A 26,001-nucleotide genomic window follows, 5' to 3' on the forward strand; every position below is an offset into this window, starting at 1 on the left:
AGCCTGGGATGCGACGCGACGGCGCGCCTGCCGCATCGCGAGAGAAATCCCCCCAGGACGCGACTTCGTACGGCAGCGCTCTAGGTGTCGGAGCGACGAAACGGGGGATGCGTATGGAAACCTACAAGGACGTTCTCGCGGGCAAATGCCCGTTCGGCGGAGACCGGATCGGCGGTGCGAACACCTCGCCGCCGACGCTTGAGGAATGGTATCCCGACCGGCTCCGGGTCGAGATGCTCCATCAGAATGGCCCGCAGGCAAACCCGCTCGCGGATTACGACTACAAATCCGCGTTCGAAAAAATCAACTATGAGCAGCTCAAGGCCGACATCCGCTCGTTCCTGACGAGCTCGGTGGCGTGGTGGCCGTCCGATTACGGCAATTACGGCCCGCAGATGATCCGCATGGCCTGGCACTCGGCGGGCACCTACCGCATCGCCGACGGGCGCGGCGGCGCGGGCGAGGGCCTGCAGCGCTTCGCCCCGATCAGCTCGTGGTGGGACAACGGCAACACCGACAAGTCCCGCCGCCTGATCTGGCCGATCAAGCAGAAATACGGCAGCGCCCTGTCCTGGGCCGACCTGATGGTGCTGACCGGCAACATCTCGCTGGAGATCATGGGCCTGCCCACCTACGGCTTCGCCGGCGGACGGCATGACGCGTGGGAAGCGGACAACGCGACCTACTGGGGCCCGGAATTGTGGGACCCGCACAATGTCGAGTCTTTCGACAGCATGGTGAACCGCGACAAGCGCTGGCGCGGCAAGAACGGCGATGCCGATTACGACCTGGAAAACCCGCTCGCGGCCTCCCACCAGGCGCTGATCTACGTGAACCCTGAGGGCCCCTACGCCAACGGCGACCCGATGGGCTCGGCGCGGGACATCCGCGTGACCTTCACCCGCATGGCGATGAACGACGAGGAGACCGTCGCGCTGATCGCGGGCGGCCACGCCTTCGGCAAGAGCCACGGAATGGTGAAGGCCGACAAGATCGGCCCGCCGCCGGAGATCGCGCCCCTCGAGGCGATGGGCCTCGGCTGGCACAACCCGCAGGGCACGGGTGCCGGCGAGAACACGATGACGAACGGCATCGAGGGCTCCTGGGTGCCGAATCCGACCCAGTGGGACAACGATTACCTGACGAACCTCTTCAAGTTCGAGTGGAAGCAGACGAAGAGCCCGGCGGGCGCCCTGCAATGGGAGCCGACCGATCCGGATGCGCCGCGCACGCCCGACGCGCACATCCCCGGCAAGACTCATCCGCTGATGATGATGACGAGCGACATCGCGCTCAAGACCGATCCGGTCTATCGCGAGATCTGCCTGAAGTTCCTGAACGACTTCGACTACTTCACGCTGCAGTTCTCGAAGGCGTGGTACAAGCTCACCCACCGCGACATGGGCCCGAAGGAGCGTTACCTCGGCCCGGAGAAGACCCTCGAACCCGATCTGCTGTGGCAGGATCCGATCCCGGCCCTCGACCATCCGGTGATCGACGAAGCCGACATCGCCGCCCTCAAGGAGGAGATCCTCGGAAGCGGGCATTCCGTCTCCGATCTCGCCTTCGCGGCCTTCTCGTCGGCCTCGACCCATCGCAACACCGACAAGCGCGGTGGCGCGAACGGGGCCCGTATCGCGCTGGCGCCGCAGAAGGACTGGTCGGTCAACCGCCGTGCCATGCCGGTCATCGAGTCCCTGAAGGGCATCATGGCGGGCTTCAACGGCCGGGCGACCGGGGGCAAGAAGGTGTCTCTGGCCGACCTCATCGTCCTTGGGGGCTGCGCCGCCGTGGAGAAGGCGGCCCGCGATGCCGGGACCTCCGTCACGGTACCCTTCGCCCCCGGGCGGATGGACACGACCGACGCGCTCACCGATGCCGACAGCTTCGAGTGGCTGAAGCCGGTCGTGGACGGTTTCCGCAACTACGTCGACGACAGCTTCGCGGAGATCACGCAGGGCCGTGTCTCGCCCGAGCAGGTCTTCCTCGACCGGGCCCATCTCCTGGCGCTCACGGCTCCGGAATGGGTCGCGCTGACCGGCGGCGTGCGGGCGCTGAACCTCAACCATGACGGCTCGCAGCACGGCATCTTCACCGATCGCGTCGGCGTGCTCACCAACGACTTCTTCACCGTGCTGACCAGCATGGATTACGAGTGGAAGAAGGCGGACGGCGCGGGCATGGCCTTCAACCTCGACGCGCGCGAGGGCGGCGGCACGAAGTACACGGCCACCCGCTGCGATCTCGTGTTCGGCGCCAACGCCCAGCTCCGGGCGGTGGCCGAGGTCTATGCCGGTGCCGACGGGCAGGAGCGTTTCCTGCGAGACTTCGTGAAAGTCTGGGACAAGGTGATGAACCTCGACCGCTACGACCTGAAGGTCTGATCGTCGCCTGAACGAAACACGGCATCATCGGCGGCGGCGGGGGAGCGATCCCTCGCCGCCGCTGCCGTTTCAGGGCACTCAGGGGCTAATTCCAAAGATCTTGCCTGATTCATCCCGGGATTGTTCGGGATAACCTGGCAATTGTACACGCGCTTGTGACCATGTACTTTCTCGCGAGAACTAGTCATCATAAGACTAAGAACGCCAGAAAGTTCGATGAATGATTTCGTGCGAGGTCATTGAGGGCGTCGCTCTCTTGCCGCAGATCGTGCATAGCGACGCGCGCGGAAATCTGGTTTCGTTCGAAGAGTTCGGAAACGTCCCGTTTTTCCCTAAACGCGTCTTTGTCATTACGGTAGACCGGCTTGGTCCGGACCGTGGCGGGCACGCCAATTCTTGCGATGAACTGATCAGCGTCATCGACGGCGCCGTGACCGTGGAGATCGACAACGGCGTCGAGCGTCGCGCCGTGCGCCTGGACGGCTACCATGAAGCACTCTGGATCCGCGCGGGCGTGATGATCGCGCTGCGAGAGTTCGAGCCCGGTACCGCACTTCTGGTCTGCGCTTCCGAGCGGTACGAGGATACGCGCCATTTCGACAAGCCGCTGATGGCTCTGAACCGGAGCCTGTGCCCGGCATGATCCCGCAGGCGGCACCGCCGCTTCGGATCGCGCGCTACCGTGATGCTATCGATAGGGCCGTCGCGCGGGTCCTCTCAGGCCCAACCTACATCCTGGGCGCGGCGGTCGCGGAGTTCGAGGCGGCCTTCGCGGCACAGTCCGGTGGCGGCCATTGCGTCGGCGTGGCCTCCGGGACGGACGCCCTCGCCCTTGCCCTGCGAGCGCTCGGCATCGGCCCCGGGGACGAGGTACTCCTACCCGCCATGACCTTCGCCGGCACGGCGCAGGCAATCCTGCATTGCGGGGCGAGCCCGGTCTTCGTCGAGGTCGATGCGGCGACGCGATGTCTCGATCCGACGGCGGCGGCGCAGGCCGTCACGCCGCGCAGCGCGGCCCTCGTGCCGGTGCATCTCTTCGGCCATCCGGCAGACATGCCCGCGCTGATGGCTCTTGCGGACCGGCACGGGCTCGCCGTGGTAGAGGATTGTGCGCAGAGCCACGGCGCCCTGCTCGATGGCCGCCCGCTCGGGAGCTTCGGCCATGCCGCAGCGTATTCCTTCTATCCCACCAAGAATCTCGGTGGCGTGGGCGATGGCGGGGCGGTCGTCACGAGGGATCCGGCCGTCGCCGAGCGCGTCCGCCGCCTGCGTCATTACGGGTTCGGCGAGGGGCAGCGCGTCAGCGGGCAGATCGGCTTCAACTCACGGCTCGATGAGCTTCAGGCCGCGATCCTCCTCGCGCTGCTGCCGCATCTCGCGGAGGGAAACGCCGAGCGCCGGGCCATCGCCTCGCGCTACGGCGAACTTCTCGGCGGGACCGGGATCGGTCTGCCGGCCGGGCACGAAGGCTGCGTCTATCACCAGTTCGCAGTGACGGTCCGGGACCGGGAGACGTTGCGGACGCGGCTCGACGCGGCAGGGATCGGCACGGCGGTGCATTACGCCCCAGGCCTGCACCGCCACCCCGCCTTCCTCGAAGGGGCCCGCGCACCGCTGCCGGTGACGGATTCCCTGGCCGACAGCCTGCTGAGCCTGCCCATTCAGCCCGAGGTGGCCTGTGGACGGGAAGAGCGCATCGCGGCGGTGATCCGGGAGTGCCTGCCTTGCGCGGCGTGATCCTCTACGGGGTCGGCTCGCCCATCGTGGTGGATGTCGAGGAAAGCCTGTACCGGGCGGGCTTACCGCTCATCGCGGGCATCGCCAACCATCCGGGTCCGAGCTACCTGCCGGAGGGCGCGCGCCTTCTGAGCCCCTCCGATCTCGGAGAGGAGGAACGGGATCTGCCCTTTCTCGTGCCGCTGTTCACGCCAGGCCACCGGTATACGGCGACAGCGGATGCGACGCGGCACGGCCTGCACCGGCCACTTACTTTGATCGATCCGAGCGTCGCCGCACCCCGCCATCTCGAATTAGGTGCGGGCTCCTACGTCAACGCGGGGTGTAGCCTCGGTTCGGCCAGCGTGTTCGGCGCCTTCGCCTTCATCAATCGCGGCGCGAGCCTCGGACACCATGTCCGTGCCGGAGATTTCATCTCCGTCGGGCCGGGAGCCGTACTTGCCGGACACGTCACGCTCGGAACAGGCGCTTTCGTGGGCGCGGGGGCGACCATCCTACCGAACGTCGAGATCGGGGCGAATGCGGTGGTCGGCGCCGGATCGGTGGTGACGAAGAACGTACCGCCGGGATGCCTCGCCATCGGCAATCCGGCCAGGATCGTGCGCCGGGGCATCGGCGGCTACAGGGGCATCGCCATCCCGTGACGCGTCCGGTCGTCCATCTCTACACGATCTGCTGGGACGAGGCCGACATGCTCGGCTTCTTCTTCCGCCACTACGATCCGTTCGTCGATCGCTACGTGATCTACGACGACGGTTCCACGGATGGCTCTCGGGACATCCTGCGCGCTCATCCCAAGGTCGAGTTGCGCGACTTTCCCCGCAGCGACCCGGATTCCTTCGTGCTCTCGCACCGGACCCTGCAGAACGAGGCGTGGAAGGAAAGCCGCCACCGGGCCGACTGGATTGTCGTCACGGCAATCGACGAGCATCTCCACGTGCCCGGCCGCGCCATGGCCGATTACCTCATCGAACAGGCCGACCGGGGCGTCACGCTAATTCCGGCCCTCGGTTTCGATCTGAACCATCCGGATATGCTCGACGACGAGGGGCTGCTCGTCGAGCGGGTCACGCGGGGCCGACCGCGGATCGCGTTCAACAAGCTCAGCGTGTTCAAGCCCGAAGCGCTGCGTGAGACCGGTTTCGGGCCGGGCCGCCATGCGGCAACGCCCCAGGGCGACCTCGTCCTGCCGCCGCGCGACGCGTTGGTTCTGTGGCACTACAAGCATCTCGGCTTCGAGCGGAACGCCGCCCGCGAGGCGACCCAGGCCGAACGGCTCGGCACCACCGACCGGGCGCAGGGCTTCGGCCAGCACTACCTGTGGGGTCGTGAGAAGCTGCGGGCTTTCTGGGACGAGATGGAGCGCGAGAGCGTCGACCTCGCCGCCACGGATTCAGAGCGACTGGCCGTGCGCCCACTCTGGTGGGAGGAGCAGGCCATCGCGCGGGCGGATGCCGCGCCGCTCACCCCCCTCGTACCCGCGGAGCCGGGTTCGGCGCCGACGGTCTCGGTGTTGGTCAAGTCCTACCAGCACGCGCCCTACGTCCGGCAGACGATCGAGAGCGTGCTCGCCCAATCCTTCCAGGATTTCGAGATCGTCGTAACCGATGACGGCTCGACGGACGGGACGGCGGAGATCCTGCGCGGCTTCACCGATCCGCGCATCCGTCTCGAATGCCTGCCGCAGAACGGGGGTATCTCGGCCGCGATGAACGCGACCGTGGCGCGGGCGCGGGGACGCTACCTCGCGATTCTCAACTCCGATGATTGGGCATTGCCGGGGCGGTTGCGGCGGCAGGTCGGCTTCCTCGATGCCAACCCGGACGTCGCCCTGGTGTTCGGGATGCCGCGGCCAGTCGATGAGGCGGGCCTGCCGACGGATCCCTTCAACGACTTCACCGTGCCGCTGCGCTTCCCCGACCAATCGCGGAGGTCATGGCTGCGATTCTTCTTCCTCAGCGGGAACATCCTGTGCGCTCCCACCGCGATGATCCGCCGGGAGGCCTACGAGGCCGCCGGCGCCTACGATCCGCGGCTGACGAACCTGCAAGACTTCGACATGTGGATCCGGATGCTCATGGCCGGGCAGATCATCCGCGTCATGCCGGACCGGCTCACCGCCTTCCGCATCCGCGATAACCTCGCCAATGCCAGCGCGCCCAGCCCGGAAGCGCGCCTGCGCGACCGCTTCGAGCACGGCAAGGTGCTCGCCCGGTTCGCCGCCCTGAGCGAGGATCTCTTCGCGGAGGTCTTCGACCCGGAGGACGATCTGCAACCGAGCGAGCCGATGCCCGTGCGCGTTGCCCACATCGCGCGAAAGGTCGGGCATCCTCCGCACAGGATCTTTGCCCTCGACACGCTCTACGATTTGGCACGCACGCCCGAGCAGATGAAGACCCTGCGCGACTGGGCAGGCAGCCTCGATGCCTTCAACATGACCGAGGTCGAGCGGCGGGACGAGCAGATCGAAAACCTATCGATCCATTATAGTGCGGCCATCGCCTCGCGCGATCATGCTGTCGCGGCCCACGATCTCGCCGTATCGGAACGCGACCAAGCTCGGGCCGCCCTCGATGAAGCCGCGATGTCCCATGCTCGCCTCGCGGCCGAGCGGGACGACCTCGACGCCCGCCTCGACGCCGCCCTGGCCTCGCAGCGGCGGATGGAGCGCACGCTGTGGTTCCGCTCGGCGCGGGCGATGCGCAAGGTCGGGCGGATGTTGCGCGTCTGAAGCAGGGCTGGCGGCAAGCAACTTGCCAAGCGATCCCGGACATCATCTCCTGGGACGCCATGGATCTTCACACGATCGAGACTCTGATCCGGCTCCGCAGCCGATCGGACATGCCCGAGTGGCGAGAAGGCGATGCGCTGCTCGCGGGCGGAACGTGGCTCTATTCCGAACCGCAACCGTCGCTGCGCCGTCTCTTCGACCTGACGAGCCTCGGCTGGGCACCGCACGAGACGGATGCCGAAGGGCTGACCCTCGGTGCGACCTGCACGGTCGCGGCCCTGGAACGGCTGGAGCTGCCGCCCGCCTGGATCGCCGCGCCCCTGGTCCGGCAATGCTGCCGTGCGTTGCTCGGCTCGTTCAAGGTTTGGAACGGGGCGACGGTGGGGGGCAACCTATGCCTCGCCCTCCCGGCCGGGCCGATCATCGCGCTCACGACGGCCCTCGAAGGCACCTGCCTGCTTTGGGCGCCGGATGGGAGCGAGCGCCGCATGGCGGTGCCCGAATTCGTGCTCGGGCCGCAGCGCACCGCGCTGGCTCCCGGCGAGATCCTGCGGAGCATCCACCTGCCCGCCGGGGCGTTGGCTCGACGGGCCGCCTTCCGGCGGATCAGCCTCAGTCCGCATGGACGCTCGGGCGCGCTGCTCATCGGCACGCGCGGCGCGGACGGCGCCTTCGCCCTCACGATCACCGCCTCCTTGCCACGGCCGCTGCGGCTCGCCTTCCCGCGCCCGCCCGATCGCGATGCGCTGCTCGCGGCGATCGAGGCCGCGATCCCCGGTGGGCAGTATTACGACGATGTCCATGGCCGCCCGGACTGGCGCCGCCGCATGACGGATCATTTCGCGGGCGAAATCCTGGCGGAGCTGACGGAGGCGCGCGCATGAGGCTCACCGTCAACGGGCACCCGCACGAGGCGACGCCCCGGCCCGGCCAGTGCCTGCGCACCTTCCTGCGCGAGGCGGGCTGGTTCGGAGTGAAGAAGGGTTGCGACGCGGGCGATTGCGGCGCCTGCACCGTCCATCTCGACGGCGAGCCGGTCCATTCCTGCCTCGTCCCGGCCGTCAGGGCCGAAAGTGCCGAGGTCACGACCATCGAGGGGCTGTCCGGGCCATGTCGTCCGGGCGAGGCCATCACTCCGGCTCATCCGGTCCAGGCGGCGTTCCTGTCCGCGCAGGGGTTCCAGTGCGGCTTCTGTACCCCCGGCATGGTGATGACCGCCGCCGCCCTCGACCAGGGCCGACGGCAGGATCTCGGGGACGCGCTCAAGGGCAACCTGTGCCGCTGCACCGGCTATGGCGCGATACGCGATGCCATTGCGGGGATCGCGCGCATCGAGGCACCGGATGGCGCCTGCATCGGTCGCAGCCTGCCCGCCCCGGCGGCGCCGTTGGTGGTGACGGGTACGGCCCGCTTCACCTTCGATGTGCCCGAGGCCGGGACGCTCCACCTGAAGGTGCTGCGCTCCCCCCATGCCCATGCCCGCATCGCCGGGATCGAGACCGCGCCCGCCCTGGCCATTGCCGGTGTCGTGGCGGTGCTGACACATGAGGATGCGCCTGCCGCCCGTTTTTCGACCGGGCGCCACGAGGATCCGCGCGACGACGCCGCTGACACGCGCGTGCTCGACCCCGTGCTGCGCTTCGTCGGCCAGCGGGTCGCCGCCGTGATCGCGGAGAGTGAGGGCGCCGCCGAGGCCGGGTGCCGGGCGCTCCGGGTCACCTACGAGGTGCTACCCGCGATCCTCGAACCCGAGGGCGCCCTGGCACCGAGCGCGCCCCTCGTCCACGAGGGCGGAAACGTCGCGGCCGAAGTTCGCGGAGAGGTCGGGGACGTCTCGGCCGCCTTGGCGGAAGCAGAGTTCGTCTACGAGGAGACCTTCTGCTCGCAGCGCGTCCAGCACGCCCATCTCGAAACTCATGGCTGCGTCGGCTGGCGCGACGAGGAGGGCCGCCTGACCCTGCGATCCAGCACGCAGGTGCCGTTTCTGACGCGCGACGCCCTCTGCGCCCTGTATGGGCTGAGCCGTGATGAGGTGCGCGTGCTCTGCGGGCGGGTCGGCGGCGGGTTCGGCGGCAAGCAGGAGATGCTGACGGAGGACCTGGTGGCGCTGGCGGTCCTCAAGACCGGCCGCCCGGTTAAGTGGGAGCTGACCCGGCAGGAGCAGTTCGCGGCCACCACCACCCGCCACCCGATGCGGGTGACGGTGACGGTCGGCGCACGCAAGGACGGGCGGCTCACCGCGCTCGCCCTCGACGTGCTGTCGGATACGGGGGCCTACGGCAACCATGCGGGCGGCGTGCTCCACCATGGCTGCAACGAAGTGCTCGCCGCCTATACCTGCCCGAACAAGCGGGTGCGGGGCAGGGCGGTCTACACCCACACCCTGCCGTCCGGCGCCTTTCGGGGTTACGGCCTGAGCCAGACGATCTTCGCCCTCGAAAGCGCCCTCGATGAGGTGGCGCGGCGCCTGGGGGTGGACCCCTTCGACTTACGGCGGCTGAATGCCGTGCGGCCGGGCGAGCCGATGATCGCCCACAGCCTCACGCCGCACGACGTGGTGTTCGGCAGCTACGGGCTCGACCAATGCCTCGACCTCGCGCAAGCGGCGCTGGGCGAGAATCCCGGCCCGGCCCCGGGCCCCGGCTGGCGGGTGGGCACCGGCATGGCCATGGCGATGCTCGACACCATTCCCCCGCGCGGCCACCATGCCGAGGCACGGGCCATGCTCCTGCCCGAGGGCGGCTACCTGATCCGCATCGGCACCGCCGAGTTCGGCAACGGCAGCCAGACGGTGCATCGCCAGTTCGCCGCGCAGGCGCTTCGCGCCGATCCGGCATCCGTGCGGATCGCCGGGGCGGATACCGATCAGGTCGGGCACGATACCGGCGCCTACGGCTCCACCGGGACAGTCGTGGCGGGCCAGGCGGTCCTGCGGGCGGCCGAGGCCCTGGCCGGGGCCATCCGCGAGCGTGCGGCCGAGCGGCTGGGCGTTGCGGCGGAGGAATGCCGTTTGGAGGGTGGCGTTGTCGAGGGGCCGGGCGGGCGCATCCCGCTGGAAGATCTCGCGCCGCTGGAAGCGTCCGGCCACGCGAATGGAAGCCCGCGCTCCGTCGCGTTCAACGTCCAGGCCTTCCGGGTGGCGGTGCATCCGGTGACGGGCGAGGTCCGGATCCTGCGCAGCGTTCACGCCGCCGATGCGGGCGTGGTGATCAACCCAATGCAGTGCCGGGGGCAGATCGAGGGCGGCGTCGCGCAGGCGCTCGGCGCGGCGCTCTACGAGGATTTCCGCCTGGACGGGGAGGGGGCGGTCGAGACGCGCACCTTCCGCAATTACCACATCCCCGCCTGTGGCGACGTGCCGGACACTCAGGTGCTGTTCGCACAGACCGACGACGCGGTCGGTCCCCTCGGCGCCAAGTCGATGAGCGAGTCGCCCTTCAACCCGGTGGCGGCGGCACTCGGCAACGCGATCCGCGATGCCACTGGCGCCCGGCTGACAGCCACGCCCTTCGCGCCGGACAGGATCTTCCAGGCCGTCGCGGCGTCATGCCAAGATGGGAGGTGATGGACGCCACCCCGCCCCCCGCCCGCTCCGGTTTCCTCGAGCGCACCTTCCGCCTCGCCGAGCACGGCACCACCATTCGCACGGAGGTGCTGGCCGGGCTCACGACCTTCCTGACGATGGCCTACATCGTCTTCATCAATCCGAGCATCCTCGCGGAAGCCGGGATGCCGAAGGGGGCGGTGTTCGTCGCCACCTGCCTCGTGGCCGCGATCGGTTCGGGGGTGATGGCGTTCGTCGCGAACTACCCGATCGCCCTCGCGCCGGGGATGGGGCTCAACGCCTACTTCGCCTACGTCGTCGTGCTCCAGATGGGCTACACGTGGCAGGCGGCACTCGGGGCCGTGTTCATCTCCGGCCTATGCTTTCTCATCGTCACCCTCACCGGGCTGCGCCGGATCATCGTGGAGGGCATCCCGCGCTCCATGCGCATCGCCCTTACCGTAGGGATCGGCCTGTTCCTGGCCATCATTGCCCTCAAGAGCGCGGGCGTGGTGGTGGCGAGCCCGGCGACCTTCGTGACGCTGGGAGACCTCCACAAGCCCAGCACCGTTCTGGCGGTGATCGGCTTCCTCATGGTCGCCGTGCTCTCGGCGCGACGGGTGAAGGCGGCGCTGCTCATCAGCATCCTCACCATCACGGTGCTGAGCTTCGCCTTTGCGGGCAACGCGTTCACGGGCTTCGTCTCGATGCCGCCTTCGCTGGCGCCGACGCTCTTCGCCCTCGACCTGCAGGGGGCGCTCTCGGGCGGGCTCGTCAACGTGATCCTCGTGTTGTTCCTCGTGGAACTGTTCGACGCCACCGGTACCCTGATGGGCGTGGCGAGCCGGGCGGGCCTCCTGACCGCGGGGAAGATGCCCCGGCTCGACCGGGCGCTGATGGCCGATTCCTCGGCGATCTTCGTGGGCTCGTTGCTCGGCACGTCGAGCACCACCGCCTACTTGGAGAGCGCGGCAGGGGTGGAGGAGGGCGGCCGCACCGGCCTCACCGCCGCCACCGTGGCCGTGCTGTTCCTGGCCTGCCTGTTCTTCGCGCCGCTGGCGGGCTCGGTCCCGCCCTACGCCACGGCGCCCGCCCTGTTCTACGTCGCCTGCCTGATGCTGCGCGAACTGGTTCATCTCGATTGGGACGACATCACCGAAGTCGTCCCGGCCTGCGTGACGGCGCTGCTGATGCCCTTCACTTACTCGATCGCCACGGGCGTCTCGTTCGGTTTCATCACCTACGCCGTCCTGAAGCTCATGAGTGGCCGGGCGCGCGACGTGAAGCCCGTGGTCTGGGTGATCGCGGCGGTGTTCCTGTTCAAGTTCATCGAGACCGGCGGCGCCCATTGAGTGCTCCCCGACAGTATTCGGCCTGGATCTCGCAACTGCGTGCAAGTTGACGCACCGGCTTCGCCGGTGGGAACGACGGCCCTGGCTACCGGTTGTACGCGCTCCAGACGGCAATTGCGCAGTGCGGCATATATTCGTTCGCACTTGCGAAATAACATGCACCATTCTTCCGGCATGAAACCGGAGGATGGGCAATTGACACCCTCATCCCAAACGGAGTGAGATAGCCTCAGAATTATAAGGGAGGTTTCCATGGCCAAGTTCATGCTGGGTATCATGGCTGACGGTGACGACGAGCCGGTGCGCCGGATCGCCATCTCGGCCGGCGACGCGCTGTCGGCACAGTCCGAAGCCAATGTCGCTTACGAGAAGGTTCGCCGGGAATACCCGGATGCCACCGAGCTGTACTTGATGGATGGCGCGGGCCAGACCTGGAATCGCGCCGTGGCCGCGAGCGGCTGGACCAGCGCCCACTGATCTCCTTGATCTGCGGTTGATCCTCATCCGGGCAGGCCTTGAACGGTCTGCCCGGATGAGTTGTGCTGTGGATTACCCCTAATGGCCAGGGTTGACGCCCTGCTGTAGCGCCCAACATCACCCCCTCGAGCGTGGCCATTTTGGCGAACGAGGTGAGGAATGGGGCAGGTGAAGGGGCCGCGGCCGAAGACGGATCTTCAGGCCGTACGGGAACGGGCAGGGGCCGAGTTGATCGACCGCATGGGCATCCGCACGGAGGCCGAACGGGCGGAGATCATCATCAGGGATGCCCGCAAAGCGCGCCTCGCCGCCCAGGCCAAGGCGCTGGCCAAGGCCGATTGAGGCTTCAATCCACTGTATTCGCTGCATTGTCCTGCACCGGAGCGGCATTCGCTCCTGCGGAAAATGCTCTAAAGCGCCCTGATGCCCTCGCCGCCACGGCGGGCCGGGCGAGGGGAGCGGCATGGACCTGTTGGGCGGTGCATTCAGCGGCAATTCGCCGGACGACGTTGCCCATATCATTCAAGTGTCGCTGGCGCCCGCCTTCCTGCTGTCGGCCCTGGCGACGCTGCTCAACACCTTCTCGACGCGGCTCGCACGCATCTCCGACAAGGTGAACGCCGCCGACAAGGAATTGCTCGGCGCCAGCGAGGACGAGGCGCGGACGATCTCCATCCGCCTCGCCTACTTGCACCGCCGTTCGATCCTGCTCGACGCGGCGGTCGTGCTGGCCTGTCTCGGGGCGGGGCTGGTCCTCAGTTCGATCCTCACCCTCTATGTCGGTGCTCTCCGCGACGGTGCGGCAGCCTCGGTGCTGTTCGCCCTGTTCGGGCTAGCCCTTCTCTTCACCATCGCGGCGATCGGGGCCTTCCTCGTGGAAATCCTGCTCACGGGGCGGGGCGTGCGCGTCGAGGTGGAGCGCCAGCGCGAAACCGCCTCGAAGCGGAGGGCCTGATGCGGAGAAGCGGGCGGAATTGACGCTCAACGCTGAGACCCATCAGCCCGCCAAAGCAGCCGGTCCATATTTGTATACTGAATTCAATTTCGCATGCTAAGGTTGCACTTGAGGAAAGACCGCTCCACCCAACCGTGTATGATACTGGAAAGTGTCCCATTCCCGCGAAAAACGCATGCCCTCGCACATCATCCCGAGCCTCGTTGATCAGGTCTACGAACGGATCCTCGACGAGATCTGCGACGGAACCCTCCCGCCGAACTCACGTCTGATTCAGGACGATTTGGCAGAGGTTTACGATGTGTCGCGACAGCCTGTGCAGCAGGCGATCATGCTGCTGCGGGAACGGGGCTTCGTCACGGATGCGCCCAAGCGTGGCGTCGTGGTGGCTCCGCTCGATGTCGACCTGATGCGCAGCATCTATCAGGTCCGCGAAGTCCTTGAGGGTCTGGCATGTCGCCTTGCGGCCGAGCGCGCGACGGGCTCGACGGTTCTGGAACGCGGTCGCGAGTTGATCGCGCGGGGACGGGCGGCCATCGCGCATGACACGATCGCCAATCAGATTGCTGCCGATATCGCGTTTCACGAGTATGTGAGCGAACTCTCCGAAAACACCGTGATCGGCGAGATGAGTCGCCCTCAACTCCACCACATGCGCCGGACGATGGGCGAAGTGCTACGCCTGGAGGGAAGCGTCTCCCTCGGCCTGTGGGACGAGCACGAGGAAATCCTGGGTGCGATCGTCGCCAAAGACGCGGCGAAAGCTGAAGCGCTCGGCCGGGCGCACGTCGTCCGCGCGCGGGAGAAGTTCGTCGCGCGATTGGAAGAGCTCGGTGCCAGCGCCCGCGCCGCCGAGCGTCGCCGGGCTTTGACGCGCATCGCGCGATGACATCGCCAAGGCGGGTCGCGCGTCACTGGCATCGGCTTGCCCCCTCCGGCCCTTGAACCATCACTTCGACAAAGGATCGGTCCCGATGGACCCCACGATCACCACGATCGAAGACCTTCGCCGGATCGCCAAGCGGCGCGTGCCGAGGATGTTCTACGACTACGCGGATTCCGGGTCATGGACGGAGGGCACCTACAGGGCGAACGAGGCGGATTTCGCCGCAATCCAGTTCCGCCAGCGGGTCGCCGTCGACATGACGGACCGCTCGCTCGCCACGACCATGGCCGGGCAGCGCGTGGCGATGCCGGTCGCCCTCGCGCCGACCGGCATGACGGGCATGCAGCATGCGGACGGGGAGATCCTGGCGGCGCGGGCAGCGGAGGCGGCGGGCGTCCCCTTCACCCTCTCCACCATGAGCATCTGCAGCATCGAGGACGTGGCCGAGGCGGTGTCTTCGCCGTTCTGGTTCCAGCTGTATTTCATGCGCGATCGCGCCTTCAACGACCGGCTGATCGACCGGGCGGCGGCGGCGGGCTGCTCGGCCCTGGTGCTGACCCTCGACCTCCAGATCCTGGGCCAGCGCCACAAGGATATCCGCAACGGCCTCTCGGCCCCGCCGCGCCTCACGCCCTCGACCGTCATCGACCTGTTGACCAAGCCGCGCTGGTGCCTCGGCATGGCGCGCACGCAGCGACGGACCTTCCGCAACATCGTCGGCCATGTGGAGGGCGTCGGCGATACGCGCTCCATCTCAGCCTGGACCTCGCAGCAATTCGACCCACGCCTCGATTGGGACGACGTGGCCCGCATCCGCGACCGCTGGAAGGGCCCGCTGATCCTCAAGGGCATTCTCGATGCCGAGGATGCGGAGAAGGCCGTCGCCACGGGCGCGGAGTCGCTGATCGTCTCGAACCATGGCGGGCGGCAGCTCGACGGCGCGCCGTCCTCCATCGCGATCCTGCCCGAGATCGTCGAGTCCGTGGGCTCGCGCATCGAAGTACTGATGGATGGCGGCATCCGTTCGGGACAGGATGTGCTGAAGGCCATCGCGCTGGGGGCGAAGGGCGTCTTCATCGGCCGCCCCTTCCTCTACGGGCTCGGCGCGGGCGGGGAGGCGGGCGTCGCGCGCTGCCTGGAGATCATCCGCAAGGAGCTTGACATGACGATGGCGCTCTGCGGCCACCGCAACCTCCTCGACGTCGACCGGTCCATCCTGCGCCCGCCGCACGGGTAGGTGGCAGCTCTACGGCCGGATCGACAGGTTGAGCGAGACGATGTGGTCGGTCTGGAGGCCGCTGCCGGAACTCTTGATCAGCCGGTTGATGTAGCCGACCTCGACGGTGGACTTGCCGCCGATCGGCACCTCGAGCCCCGCGAAGGTGCGAAGCTGGTCGAACCCGGCCTTCGGGCCCCAATCGGCATCGTTGAGGGCGATGAAGGTCTCGCTCCACCCGACGAGGGACACGCTGTCCGCCCCCTCGAACAGCGGGGCGGCGACGCGAAACTGTTGCCTCGCGCGAAAGGCGACATCCTTCCCGTCGGAACGCCACCTCTGCTCCAGGCGCGTCCGCGAGGACGTCTTCAGACCGTTCAACTCGCCGATCTTCCAGTTCACCTCCTGGAAGCTGCGGTTCTCGACCAGGACCGGGCCGGTGCCGTGATCCTCGACATAAGCGTAGCCCTGGTAGAGCGTCAGGTCCTTGGTGACCTTCCAGCCCACAGCCGGCCGCAGGATCAATTGGTCGAGCTGCGAGATATTATTGCCGAAGCGCGGCTGCACTTCCGCGAAGAAGGCGACGTCGCCGACCGAGCCGAACAGGGTGGTGTTGATCCAGAGCTGCGCATCGTGGCCGGAGGCCTGCGCCGAGACGGGTGCGGGCGTCGCCGCCCAGGCGAGCGCGGAGAGCAACGGGAGCACGAACCTGTTCAACCCGCCCCCTTCGACCGGCTTTCGACCTGTGCCGTTCGGTGTCCCCTCGCGCCGGGGCCCCGTCAAGCCGACGGATCTGAGAATCCCGCCGCGCGTCTTGATCGTGCCATTTCTGCATGCCATCCGGCATCAACGGCCGTTCGGCGCGGCGGCGGCGACGGTCACGCATAAGGGGTTCGCGATGCTGCAGGTCATTCTCGGAATCGTGGGCGTGCTGTTCGTGCTGGACATGTCCGGCGTCGCCTTCCGCTGGGTCACCAACCGGCTCGCCAAGTAACAGTCGGCGCGGGCGTCGCGGGTCCCGACCGGCCATGGCCCAGGGTCCCGCAACGCCCTCCATCCTGAACCGCCTCGATCTCAAGACGCTGCGCCTGTTCGTGGCGATCTGCGAGGACGGGACGCTCAACGGCGCGGCCCGCCGGGCCGCCATCGCCCCCTCGGCCGTCAGCAAGCGCCTCGCGGAACTGGAGAGGGCACTCGGCTGCGAGCTTTTGATCCGCGAGCCGAAGGGCATGCGCGCGACGCCTGCGGGTGAGACCCTGCTTCACCATACCCGCCGGATGCTCGCGAGCGCCGAGCAGATCAGCCTTGAACTCGCGGAACATGCGCGCGGCGTGCGCGGCTTCGTCCGCGTCTTCGCGAACCTCTCGGCCATCGTCCAATTCCTGCCGGAGGATCTCCAGGCCTTCCTCGCGGCGCAGGGCGAGATCCGCGTCGATCTGGAAGAGCGCCCGAGCAGCGGCGTCGTCGCCGGGGTGGAGGAGGGGGCGGCCGACCTCGGCATCTGCGCCGGGGGCACCGATACGCGCTCCCTCGTCGCCCATCCCTACCGCAGCGACCGGCTCGTCCTCGTCGTCCCGGCAGGTCATCCGCTGGCAGGACGCGAGGCGGTCTCACTGGCCGACACCCTCGATCACGACCATGTCGGGATGCATCGGGAAAGCTCGATCTACGCCGCCCTGCGCGACGAGGCGCGCCGCCTCGGGCGCCCGCTGAAGCTGCGAATCCACGTGCCGAGCTTCGACGCGATCTGCCGGATGGCCCAGGCGGGCATGGGTCTCGGCGTCGTGCCGGAGCGCGTCCATGCCCTCCTCGGCCCTCAGATGCAGGTCGTTGCCGTGCCGCTCACCGACCCATGGGCGCAACGAACCCTGCTTCTCGTCGCCCGGCCCGGCATCCTGACGCCGGCCCCAGCGCTGCTGTTCGCCCATCTCCGGGCCGCAGGCTGAACCCGGCGCAGCGTTCTCGACCGGAGAACGCTGATTGGCGCATGGCGTTTAGACCGGTCGCCCTTCCTGCAGTATTCTTCAAGAAAATAGTCATGGAGGAAGCGTTGATGGCAAGCTCGGCCACAGAATCCGTGCAGGGTCCGCTGAATGGTATCCGCGTTCTCGAACTCGGACAGCTGATCGCCGCACCGTTCGCGACGAAGATTCTCGGTGAATTCGGCGCCGAAGTGATCAAGGTCGAGGCCCCGAACGAGGGCGACCCCCTGCGCAAGTGGCGCAAGATGCACGAGGGCACCTCGCTCTGGTGGTACCTGCAGTCGCGCAACAAGAAGTCGATCGCGATCAACCTGAAGTCGTCGGACGGCCTCGCCGTGGTGAAGGATCTCGTCCGCAGCGCCGACGTGGTGGTCGAGAATTTCCGGCCCGGCGGCCTGGAGAAGCTCGGCCTCGGCTGGGACGTGCTCAAGGAGCTGAACCCGAAGCTCGTGATGGTCCGCATTTCGGGCTACGGCCAGACCGGCCCCTATCGCGACCGGCCGGGCTTCGGCGCCATCGGCGAGTCGATGGGCGGCATCCGGTTCACCACCGGCAGCCCGGACAGTCCGCCCGCCCGCGTCGGCGTCAGCATCGGCGACACGCTCGCCTCGCTCCATGGGGTGATCGGCGCACTGATGGCGCTGCTTCACGTCAAGACCTCCGGCGGCGCGGGACAGGTCATCGACGTGTCGCTCGTGGAGAGCGTGTTCAACGTCATGGAAAGTCTCGTTCCGGAATACGACCTCCTGGGCGAGGTCCGCACCCGCACCGGCGGGGCGTTGCCGGGCATCACGCCGTCCAACACCTACCCGACCCGGGATGGCGGCTTCGTCGTCATCGCAGGCAATTCCGACCCGATCTTCCGCCGCCTGATGAACGCCATCGGCCGACCGGACCTCGCGGACGATCCTTCGTTGCGCGGCAATGACGGGCGCTCGGCGGTGGCCGGGATGCTCGACGGCGTGATCGCCGACTGGTCCAGGGCCCGTACCGTGGACGAGGCTCTGGCCGCTCTCGACGCCGCCGATGTCCCGGCGGGCCGGATCTACTCCGTCGCCGACATCGTGGCCGACCCGCACTACAACGCCCGCGACATGATCCTCGAGGCCGAACTGCCCGGCGGGACCAAGGTGAAGATGCCGGGCATCGTCCCGAAGATGTCCGGCACGCCGGGTTCGGTGCGCTGGCAGGGTCCGGCGCTCGGCGCCCACACCGACGACGTCCTCTCCGATCTCGGCCGGGATGCCGAGACCATCGCACGCCTGCGCCGCGAGGGAGCCGTCCAATGAGCGCGGACGCCATGCTGATCCAGGAAGTCGCCACCCGCGACGGGTTCCAGATCGAGCCCGTCTATGTGGAGACGGCGGACAAGATCTCCCTGATCGACGCGCTCGCGGCCACGGGCTTCTCGCGCATCGAGGTCTCGTCCTTCGTCTCGCCGAAGGCAGTGCCGGCGCTTCGCGATGCCGCCGAGGTCTTCGCCGGGATCACCCGTCGGCCGGGCACGGTCTACGTGGCGCTGGTGCCCAACCCCAAGGGCGCCGAGCGGGCGCTGGCCGCCAAGGTCGATGAGGTCAATCTCGTCGCCTCGGTGAGCGAGACCCACAACCGCGCCAACATGGGCATGACGCCGGACGCCTCGATCGAGGGCTTCGGCCGGATCATGGAGACGGTGAAGGGCTCGGGCGTCTCCACCAACGCTACCGTGGCCACCGCCTTCGGCTGCCCGTTCGAGGGCGACCAGCCGGTGGACAAGGTCATCGGGCAGGTCGAACGCTACCTCGCCCTCGGCATTGAGGGCGTGACGCTGGCCGACACGACCGGCATGGCCAATCCCCGACAGGTGGAGCGGCTGGTCGCCCGTGCCCTGACGCTGGTCCCGGCCGAGCGCCTGACCCTGCACTTCCACAACACGCGCGGACTCGGCCTCGCCAACGTGCTTGCCGCCTACGGCACGGGCGCGCGACGGTTCGATGCGGCGCTCGGCGGCCTCGGCGGCTGCCCCTTCGCGCCGGGGGCGACGGGCAACATCTGCACCGAGGACCTCGCCAGCATGGCCCACGAGATGGGCATTCCCACCGGCCTCGACCTCGAAGGCCTGATCGCCCTGTCCCGCGACCTCCCGCGCCTCGTCGGTCACGACGTGCCGGGTCAGGTCGCCAAGGCCGGGCGACCCTGCGACCTGCATCCGGTGCCGAAGGCGGCCTGAAGCCGCTTTTCCGCTCTCGTCATCACTCCCGCCGGACGCCGCCACAGAAGCGGCGACGGCCTCTCCGCGCGTTCGCGTGCGCCGTCCCAGCCTGGAGGAAACCCATGAGTGCCGTCACGACAACCCCGCTCGCGGGTGTCGCCGAAGTCACCGAGAGCAGCGTGGTGCGCAAGGCCGCATGGCGGCTGATGCCGCTCATCATGGTCTGCTACATGTTCGCGTTCTTCGACCGCATCAACATCAGCTTCGCCAAGTTCCAGCTTCAGAGCGATCTCGGCTTCAGCAACGTCGCCTACGGGCTCGGCGCGAGCATGTTCGTGATCGGTTACGTGATCTTCGAGGTGCCCTCGAACCTGTTCCTGTACAAGGTCGGGGCGCGGCGCTGGATCGCCCGGATCATGATCTCCTGGGGCATCGCCACCGCGCTCATGGTGTTCATCAGCACCGAGTGGCAGTTCTACGCCCTGCGTTTCCTCATCGGCGCCATGGAAGCGGGCTTCGCCCCGGGCATTCTCTACTACCTCACCCTGTGGTTCCCGGCCTCGTTCCGCGGCCGGGTCACCTCCTTCATGTTCGTCGCCTCGGCCTTTTCCGGCATCTTCGGCGCGCCCGTCGCAGGCCTGATCCTCGGTGGCCTCAACGGGGTCGCGGGCCTCGCAGGCTGGCAATGGCTGTTCCTGGCGGGCGGGTTGCCCTGCCTCGTCCTCGGCCTCATGGTGTTCCTGCGCCTCGACGACCGGATCGAGGACGCCCGCTGGCTGAGCCGGGCCGAGAAGGACCTGCTCTCCTCGAAGATCGCCCACCACAATAAGGATATCGGCGACCATTCGCTGCTCGGCGCCATCAAGCAGCCCGGCTTCCTGCTCATCGCCCTGGTCTACTTCCTTCTCCAGATCGGCTCCTACGGCCTGAACTTCTGGGGTCCGGACTTGATCAAGACCGCGACCGGTGGGTCGGCCGCCTCGGTCGGCTTCCTCACCGCCGTGCCCTATATCTGTGGCGCGATCAGCATGGTCGTGATCGGGCGGCTGTCCGATGCCTCCGGCGAGCGGCCGAAATTCGTCGCCGGTCTCGCCGTCGCGGCGGCGCTCGGCTTCTTCGCCGCCGGGATGTTCGACAAGCAGATCGTGCCGCTTATGATCGCCCTGGCCCTGGTCGGCTCCGGCATCGTCGCCTCGATCCCGACCTTCTGGACGCTGCCAGCCAAGCTCGTCACCGGGGTCGGTGCGGCGGGCGGCATCGCGTTGATCAACACGCTCGGCCAATTCGGTGGCATCGTGAGCCCCGTCGCGGTCGGCTGGGTCAAGGATCTCACCGGCTCCACCACTCCGGCGCTCTACGGCATCGGGGTGCTGTGCCTCGTCGCGGCGGCCCTGCTGATCTTCGCGGCCCCGGCGAGCCTGCGCCGCAACGACCGCGTCTGACCCGACCGGACGCCGCATCCCCACCGGGATGCGGCGCGCTATCTCCCCCGGCGGCTCAAGGATGGAGCAGGCCGATGGTGTTCAAGCGCCCGATCCCCGACCCGACGGGTCCAGGCCAGGAGAGCGTGTGGGACTATCCCCGCCCGCCGCGTCTCGAACCCGTGCGCGAGCGCCTGCTGATCGTCTTCGACGGCATGCCGATCGCCGACACGGTGAACGGTTACCGGGTGCTGGAGACGAGCCACCCGCCGACCTACTACATCCCGCCCGGCGACATCGCCCCCGGCAGCCTCGCCCGGATCGCCAGCGGCAGCTTCTGCGAGTGGAAGGGCAGGGCGGTGCATTACGACGTGATCGGCCCGACCCGCCGCGCACCGCAGGCGGCCTGGGCCTACCCGTCGCCGACCCCCGAATTCGGACCGATCGCGGGCCATGTCGCCTTCTATGCGGGGCCCATGGAGTCCTGCCATGTCGGCGACGAGCGGGTGACGCCCCAGCCCGGCGGCTTCTACGGTGGCTGGATCACGCCGCGGATCGTCGGGCCGTTCAAGGGCGGGCCGGGCAGCCAGGGATGGTGATCCCGGCCTGTGACAGCGGCGCCTCGTTCGGTTGCGGGCGGGTGAACCGGTAACACTGTGCTATTGACGCTCACGGCGGTCGCTGCCGAAGTGCCGCCGGTGACGGCGCGACGCGATCCAGCCGCCGAGGGGGTCAGAACCATCACATGCAGGCCGAGGCGATGAACGCCGGGTCCGGACAGCGTGGCCGGCCGCGGCGCACGAAACCCATCGCGTTCACTCCGCCCCTGGCCCCACGGGACTCGACCGGACCGGTGCGCCGTCGGCTCCTCTTCTATGTGCCGGGCTACGATCCTGATTCCGAGCGCCGCTACCGGGCGCTGTTCATGCGTGAGATCCGCCGTTACGCGCGGAATTTCGGCCTGCCGGTGCCGAAGATCGGTCGCCCGATCGACAGCGAGGATGGCCTCGTCCAATCCTGGACCGTCGATGCCTGCGGCGGCCGCACGCGGACGCAATACGAATTGCTGCTCTGGAGCGACCTCGTCCGGCGCGACATGGGGAAGCCCTATGTGGTCGGCGCCTGCCTGAACCTCTGGGCCGTCCTGAACGTCGCGGCCAACGGCACGCTGGGGCGCCTGTACCGCGCCAGTTGGAAATGCGGGAACGTCGTCCTCTATCCCGCCGTCATCACCGCCCTCCTGCTCATCGTGCTGCTCGCCTCCGGCCTCGCGGGGCATGGCGTGCTCGGCATCGGCCTCGGACTGCCGACCTGGATCGCGCTCCTGATCGGATGCCTTGCCGGAGCCGTCGGCCTCAGGATCGTGGCGCCGCGCCTCGACCGGGCCTTCGTCTGGCAATTGATGCATGACTGCGTGTTCCACTGGCAGCACGCGACCGGCCGGAGGCCGGATTACCGGGCACGGATCGAGGCCTTCGCCGAGCACATGCTGGCCCGCATCCGGGCTGCCGAAGCCGACGAGGTGCTGATCGTCGGCCATTCGACCGGCGGGCTGACCGCCGCCGAACTCGCTGTCCTGCTCCTCGACAAGGAGCCATCGCTCGGGCGGGCCGGGCCGACCTTCTCCCTTCTCACCCTCGGTTCAAGCTTGCCGGTCGTGGCGTTCCAGCCCGGAGCCCGCGACACGCGGGCGGCCGTCGCACAGCTGATGACCTCCACGCGGCTGACCTGGGTCGATTACCAAGCGCCGCAGGACTGGATGAACTTTCCCGGCTTCAACCCGGGCCACGATCTGCCGGTGGGCATTCCCGAGGCGGAAATGGCGAACCCGGTCATCCGTTCAGCCAAGTTCACCGAGATCATCGACGCGCAGACGTATCGCAGCATTCGCCTGCGGCCGTTCCGCATGCACTTCCAGTTCCTGATGGCGAACGACCATGCGGGGGTGTTCGACATCTTCGCCCTGACCCTCGGCTCTCAGAGCCTTCGCGACCGTGTCATCGGCGAGGAGGCCGGCCTTCTCGGAGCGTTGCTCGAAATACCAGCAGGACATTGATTTCATCGATATCGACTATCGATACGATCTGTTTGAATGATGGTGCAGTGCGGCGCATCTTCCCTTCACGAACCGGGGCGAACCCCGGTGATCAAGGGAAACCACACCATGACCATTCGCACTTTCGTCCTCGCCACCCTCGCGATCGTCCCCGCCCTCGGCTCCGCCGTGGCGGACGAGCGGATCGACTTCATCCCGCCGCTCTACCGGGACCAGGCCCGTCCGACCGCCACGATCCGTCCGGCCTCGGAACTGACCACGACCCCGAGCCTCGTGCGGGCCGCCCCTCAGGCCCCCCGCCGGGTGAGCGAGGCTTCTGCCCGCTAAACCGCTCGTGATCACGCTGAACACGGCCCGGCGCCCCTGCGCCGGGCCGTTGCGGTCGAGAAAGCGGGATCTCTCTCTTGTTCTGCGTCGTTCGCAGTGAGGACAAACGGGCCGCCTGCATATACGCGGCATCGTGAGACGACTAAGGCTTTCGACAGGCACCCATTGTCCAGGGCGGCGAGAAGGAGTGCCTGATGGCATCGATCGATCAGGACGCCATACCGGTCTCGACCGGCGTCAGCGGCCTCGACCACATCCTCGACGGCGGCTACGCCGCGCAGCGCTCGCATCTCATCGAGGGCCGCCCCGGATCGGGCAAGACGACACTGGCGATGCAGTTCCTGCTCGAAGGTGTGCGACGCGGCGAGCCCGGGCTCTACATCACCCTGTCCGAGAGCCGCCGCGAACTCTTGAACGTCGCGCAGCGGCATGGATGGTCCCTCGACGGCATCGAGATCTGCGAACTCGTTCCGCCTGAGTTGAGCCTCGATCCGACGCAACAGCAGAGCCTCGTTCATTCCTCCGATCTCGAACTCGGCGAGACCGTGCGCTTGGCGATCGCCGAGATCGAGCGGGCCAAGCCCCGGCGGGTCGTGTTCGACAGCCTGTCCGAGATCCGGCTCCTGTCGGAGGGGTCGTTGCGCTACCGGCGGCAGGTCCATGCCCTGCGCAGCTACCTGCTGATCCAGAACGCGACCGCCCTGCTCCTCGACGACCTGACCGCCGAGACGGATGATCTGAACCTCCACAGCCTCAGCCACGCCGTGATCCGGCTGGAACAGCTCGCGCCGCTCTATGGCGGCGAGCGCCGTCGGCTGCGGGTCATCAAGATGCGCGGCACAGCCTTCCGGGGCGGCTTCCACGACTACGTGATCCGGCGCGGCGGCCTGACGGTGTTCCCCCGCCTGGTCGCGGCCGATCACGTGGCCGAGGTCCCCGGCGAGCCCTGCAAGACGGGCAGCCCCGAGCTGGACGATCTCCTCGGCGGCGGCCTCGATCGCGGCACGAGCACGATGTTGATCGGCCCTTCCGGCGTCGGCAAGTCGACGGTGGCGCTCACCTGCGTCACGGCCGCGATCGCTCGCGGCGAGAAGGTGCTGATGCTGAGCTTCGACGAGACGTCCGGCGTCCTGAGCCGCCGGGCGCGCGGCCTCGCCATGCCGATCGACGATGCGGTGGCATCCGGCGCGATCCAGATCGAGCAGATCGATCCGGCTGAGATCTCCCCCGGCGAACTCGCCGACCTCGTGCAGAACGCCGTCGAGCACCGCGGGGTGAAGGTCGTGGTGATCGACTCGCTGACCGGCTACCACAACGCCATGCCGGAGGAGAATTACCTCCTGCTGCAGATGCACGAATTGCTGACCTACCTGAACCAGCAGGGTGTCATCTCGCTCCTCGTCCTGGCGCAGCACGGCATGATCGGCGCGATGGGGTCCAACGTCGATCTGACCTATCTCAGCGACACGATCCTGCTGTTCCGCACTTTCGAGGCCGAGGGACGCCTACGCCGCGCGCTCTCGGTCGTGAAGAAGCGGACGGGCAGCCACGAGGACACGATCCGCGAATTACGGATCGACTCGAGCGGGGTTCGCGTTGGCGAACCCCTCAATGCGTTCAGGGGCATCATGACCGGCGTCCCCACATACGACGGCGAACGCTCGTCCCTCCTGGCAGTCCGCCCCGCCGATGACCGTGGCTGATCCGCCGGTTCTTCTCTTCACGCCGGGTGGGCGCGACGCGATCGTGGCCGCCGCCATTCTCGGGGAAGGGGGGATCGCGACGCAGGTCTGCGACAGCCTCGGGGACCTCGTGTCCCGGCTCGACGAGGCCAGCTGCGCCGTCGTGACCGAAGAGGCGCTGCTCTCTTCGAACCGGCAGGCGCTGGCCGATTGGATCGCCGCGCAGCCGCCCTGGTCGGACTTCCCGTTCATCCTGCTCAGCCTGAGGGGCGCCGAGCCCAATGGACATCTGATGGAGATGCTCGGCAACGTGAGCGTGCTGGAACGCCCATTCCATCCGGCGACCCTGGTCTCGGCGGCGCGGGCGGCCCTGCGGGCCAAGCACCGCCAGCTCGACGCGCGCACGCACCTCGAAGAGCGAGACCGGACGGCGGAGCGGCAGACGCTGCTGATCCGCGAGCTGCACCATCGCGTCAAGAACACGCTGGCCACGGTGCAGGCCCTGCTCGGAGCGTCGGCCCGCTCGGCGACTACCGTCGATAACTTCTACGCCTCGTTCTCGGCGCGGGTGATCTCGCTCGCCAAGACGCACAACCTGCTGACCGAGGATTACTGGCAGCAGGCTCGGCTGCGCGACATGCTGATGAACGAACTCGGCCCCTACAACGACAGCGAGGGATCCCGGATCGTCCTCGACGGCCCGAAGGTCGATCTCGTCGGCGACCTCGCGGTGCCGACCGGCATGGCGATCCACGAATTGACGACGAACGCCGCCAAGCACGGAGCCCTGTCCGTGCCCGAGGGCCGGATCCACATCGCCTGGACGGTCGAGCGGCAGGACAACCAGCAGGTCCTCTGCCTCGATTGGACCGAGAGTGGTGGCCCGCTGACCGAGGCCCCGACCCGGAAGGGCTTCGGCTCGACGCTGCTCCAGCGGGTGCTGAAGCTCCAATGCGAGGCGGACATCGCCTTCGATTACCGGCCCTCCGGCCTGCATTTCACGATGCGTGCACCGCTGCCCGATCAACGGATCGTGCCCGCCTACTGATGCCGATCCCGG

At 67.9% G+C, this 26,001-nt stretch carries 24 protein-coding genes; 23 read left to right on the forward strand and 1 reads right to left on the reverse strand.

Features of this window, described 5'->3' with window-relative positions; translation table 11 throughout:
- The first annotated feature begins 107 nt into the window (after positions 1–107).
- The 13 genes from katG (at position 108) to ACFQE0_RS18055 (ending at position 15,303) form a co-directional block, all read left to right on the forward strand.
- A complete protein-coding gene (gene katG / locus ACFQE0_RS17995) occupies positions 108–2,384 on the forward strand; it encodes a catalase/peroxidase HPI (protein WP_378972092.1) in 2,277 nt (758 codons plus the stop codon).
- A 256-nt stretch (positions 2,385–2,640) separates the two neighbouring features.
- On the forward strand, positions 2,641–3,027 hold the full coding sequence (locus ACFQE0_RS18000) for a sugar 3,4-ketoisomerase (protein WP_378972094.1): 387 nt from the start codon (positions 2,641–2,643) through the stop codon (positions 3,025–3,027).
- Positions 3,024–4,121 (forward strand): DegT/DnrJ/EryC1/StrS family aminotransferase, encoded by a 1,098-nt coding sequence (locus ACFQE0_RS18005; RefSeq protein ID WP_378975554.1) that lies wholly within the window; start codon positions 3,024–3,026, stop codon positions 4,119–4,121. Before ACFQE0_RS18000 ends, ACFQE0_RS18005 begins: the two co-directional genes overlap by 4 nt.
- A complete protein-coding gene (locus ACFQE0_RS18010) occupies positions 4,118–4,765 on the forward strand; it encodes a DapH/DapD/GlmU-related protein (RefSeq protein ID WP_378975556.1) in 648 nt (215 codons plus the stop codon). The genes ACFQE0_RS18005 and ACFQE0_RS18010 overlap by 4 nt, the downstream gene beginning before the upstream one ends.
- A complete protein-coding gene (locus ACFQE0_RS18015) occupies positions 4,762–6,852 on the forward strand; it encodes a glycosyltransferase family 2 protein (RefSeq protein WP_378972097.1) in 2,091 nt (696 codons plus the stop codon). Before ACFQE0_RS18010 ends, ACFQE0_RS18015 begins: the two co-directional genes overlap by 4 nt.
- Before the next feature lie 59 nt (positions 6,853–6,911).
- The gene (locus tag ACFQE0_RS18020; RefSeq protein ID WP_378972099.1) at positions 6,912–7,736 is read left to right on the forward strand and encodes an FAD binding domain-containing protein; all 825 of its coding nucleotides are present in this window, start codon (positions 6,912–6,914) and stop codon (positions 7,734–7,736) included.
- Positions 7,733–10,417 (forward strand): molybdopterin-dependent oxidoreductase, encoded by a 2,685-nt coding sequence (locus tag ACFQE0_RS18025; RefSeq protein ID WP_378972102.1) that lies wholly within the window; start codon positions 7,733–7,735, stop codon positions 10,415–10,417. The genes ACFQE0_RS18020 and ACFQE0_RS18025 overlap by 4 nt, the downstream gene beginning before the upstream one ends.
- Positions 10,417–11,748, forward strand: coding sequence for an NCS2 family permease (locus ACFQE0_RS18030; protein ID WP_378972104.1), 1,332 nt, complete (start codon positions 10,417–10,419; stop codon positions 11,746–11,748). Before ACFQE0_RS18025 ends, ACFQE0_RS18030 begins: the two co-directional genes overlap by 1 nt.
- Before the next feature lie 252 nt (positions 11,749–12,000).
- Complete coding sequence (locus tag ACFQE0_RS18035; RefSeq protein WP_378972106.1) at positions 12,001–12,225, forward strand: hypothetical protein; 225 nt, start codon at positions 12,001–12,003, stop codon at positions 12,223–12,225.
- A gap of 159 nt (positions 12,226–12,384) precedes the next feature.
- Entirely contained in the window at positions 12,385–12,567 is a 183-nt protein-coding gene (locus tag ACFQE0_RS18040) for a hypothetical protein (protein WP_378972108.1), read from the forward strand.
- A 121-nt stretch (positions 12,568–12,688) separates the two neighbouring features.
- Complete coding sequence (locus ACFQE0_RS18045; protein ID WP_378972110.1) at positions 12,689–13,180, forward strand: DUF2721 domain-containing protein; 492 nt, start codon at positions 12,689–12,691, stop codon at positions 13,178–13,180.
- 175 nt (positions 13,181–13,355) lie between these two features.
- Positions 13,356–14,069, forward strand: a complete 714-nt coding sequence (locus ACFQE0_RS18050) for a GntR family transcriptional regulator (protein ID WP_378972113.1) — start codon at positions 13,356–13,358, stop codon at positions 14,067–14,069.
- 85 nt (positions 14,070–14,154) lie between these two features.
- Entirely contained in the window at positions 14,155–15,303 is a 1,149-nt protein-coding gene (locus ACFQE0_RS18055; protein ID WP_378972115.1) for an alpha-hydroxy acid oxidase, read from the forward strand.
- Positions 15,304–15,312: 9 nt separating this feature from the next.
- Here the strand turns inward: ACFQE0_RS18055 and ACFQE0_RS18060 are convergent, their stop codons facing one another.
- Positions 15,313–15,987: a DUF2490 domain-containing protein gene (locus ACFQE0_RS18060; protein ID WP_378972118.1), complete on the reverse strand. Its 675-nt coding sequence runs from the start codon at positions 15,985–15,987 to the stop codon at positions 15,313–15,315.
- Between the two features lie 115 nt (positions 15,988–16,102).
- Here ACFQE0_RS18060 and ACFQE0_RS18065 point away from each other — a divergent pair, with 115 nt between their 5' ends.
- The 10 genes from ACFQE0_RS18065 to ACFQE0_RS18110 all read left to right on the forward strand — a co-directional run bounded on the left by ACFQE0_RS18065 (position 16,103) and on the right by ACFQE0_RS18110 (position 25,989).
- Positions 16,103–16,276 (forward strand): hypothetical protein, encoded by a 174-nt coding sequence (locus ACFQE0_RS18065; RefSeq protein ID WP_378972121.1) that lies wholly within the window; start codon positions 16,103–16,105, stop codon positions 16,274–16,276.
- Between the two features lie 34 nt (positions 16,277–16,310).
- Positions 16,311–17,228 (forward strand): LysR family transcriptional regulator, encoded by a 918-nt coding sequence (locus ACFQE0_RS18070; protein ID WP_378972123.1) that lies wholly within the window; start codon positions 16,311–16,313, stop codon positions 17,226–17,228.
- Between the two features lie 131 nt (positions 17,229–17,359).
- Complete coding sequence (locus ACFQE0_RS18075; protein WP_465264090.1) at positions 17,360–18,553, forward strand: CaiB/BaiF CoA transferase family protein; 1,194 nt, start codon at positions 17,360–17,362, stop codon at positions 18,551–18,553.
- Complete coding sequence (locus ACFQE0_RS18080; RefSeq protein WP_378972127.1) at positions 18,550–19,473, forward strand: hydroxymethylglutaryl-CoA lyase; 924 nt, start codon at positions 18,550–18,552, stop codon at positions 19,471–19,473. Before ACFQE0_RS18075 ends, ACFQE0_RS18080 begins: the two co-directional genes overlap by 4 nt.
- Before the next feature lie 104 nt (positions 19,474–19,577).
- The gene (locus tag ACFQE0_RS18085; protein ID WP_378972129.1) at positions 19,578–20,897 is read left to right on the forward strand and encodes an MFS transporter; all 1,320 of its coding nucleotides are present in this window, start codon (positions 19,578–19,580) and stop codon (positions 20,895–20,897) included.
- 74 nt (positions 20,898–20,971) lie between these two features.
- Positions 20,972–21,475 (forward strand): DUF427 domain-containing protein, encoded by a 504-nt coding sequence (locus ACFQE0_RS18090; protein ID WP_378972131.1) that lies wholly within the window; start codon positions 20,972–20,974, stop codon positions 21,473–21,475.
- A 254-nt stretch (positions 21,476–21,729) separates the two neighbouring features.
- Positions 21,730–22,932, forward strand: a complete 1,203-nt coding sequence (locus ACFQE0_RS18095; RefSeq protein WP_378972133.1) for an alpha/beta fold hydrolase — start codon at positions 21,730–21,732, stop codon at positions 22,930–22,932.
- Positions 22,933–23,040: 108 nt separating this feature from the next.
- Positions 23,041–23,259, forward strand: coding sequence for a hypothetical protein (locus tag ACFQE0_RS18100; RefSeq protein WP_378972136.1), 219 nt, complete (start codon positions 23,041–23,043; stop codon positions 23,257–23,259).
- 194 nt (positions 23,260–23,453) lie between these two features.
- Positions 23,454–24,962, forward strand: a complete 1,509-nt coding sequence (locus ACFQE0_RS18105; RefSeq protein WP_378972138.1) for an ATPase domain-containing protein — start codon at positions 23,454–23,456, stop codon at positions 24,960–24,962.
- Positions 24,949–25,989 (forward strand): sensor histidine kinase, encoded by a 1,041-nt coding sequence (locus tag ACFQE0_RS18110; protein ID WP_378972141.1) that lies wholly within the window; start codon positions 24,949–24,951, stop codon positions 25,987–25,989. The genes ACFQE0_RS18105 and ACFQE0_RS18110 overlap by 14 nt, the downstream gene beginning before the upstream one ends.
- The last annotated feature ends 12 nt before the right edge of the window (positions 25,990–26,001 follow it).

The sequence above is a fragment of the Methylobacterium komagatae genome, assembly GCF_042661665.1.
In the GTDB taxonomy this organism is placed as follows: Bacteria; Pseudomonadota; Alphaproteobacteria; order Rhizobiales; family Beijerinckiaceae; genus Methylobacterium; species Methylobacterium komagatae.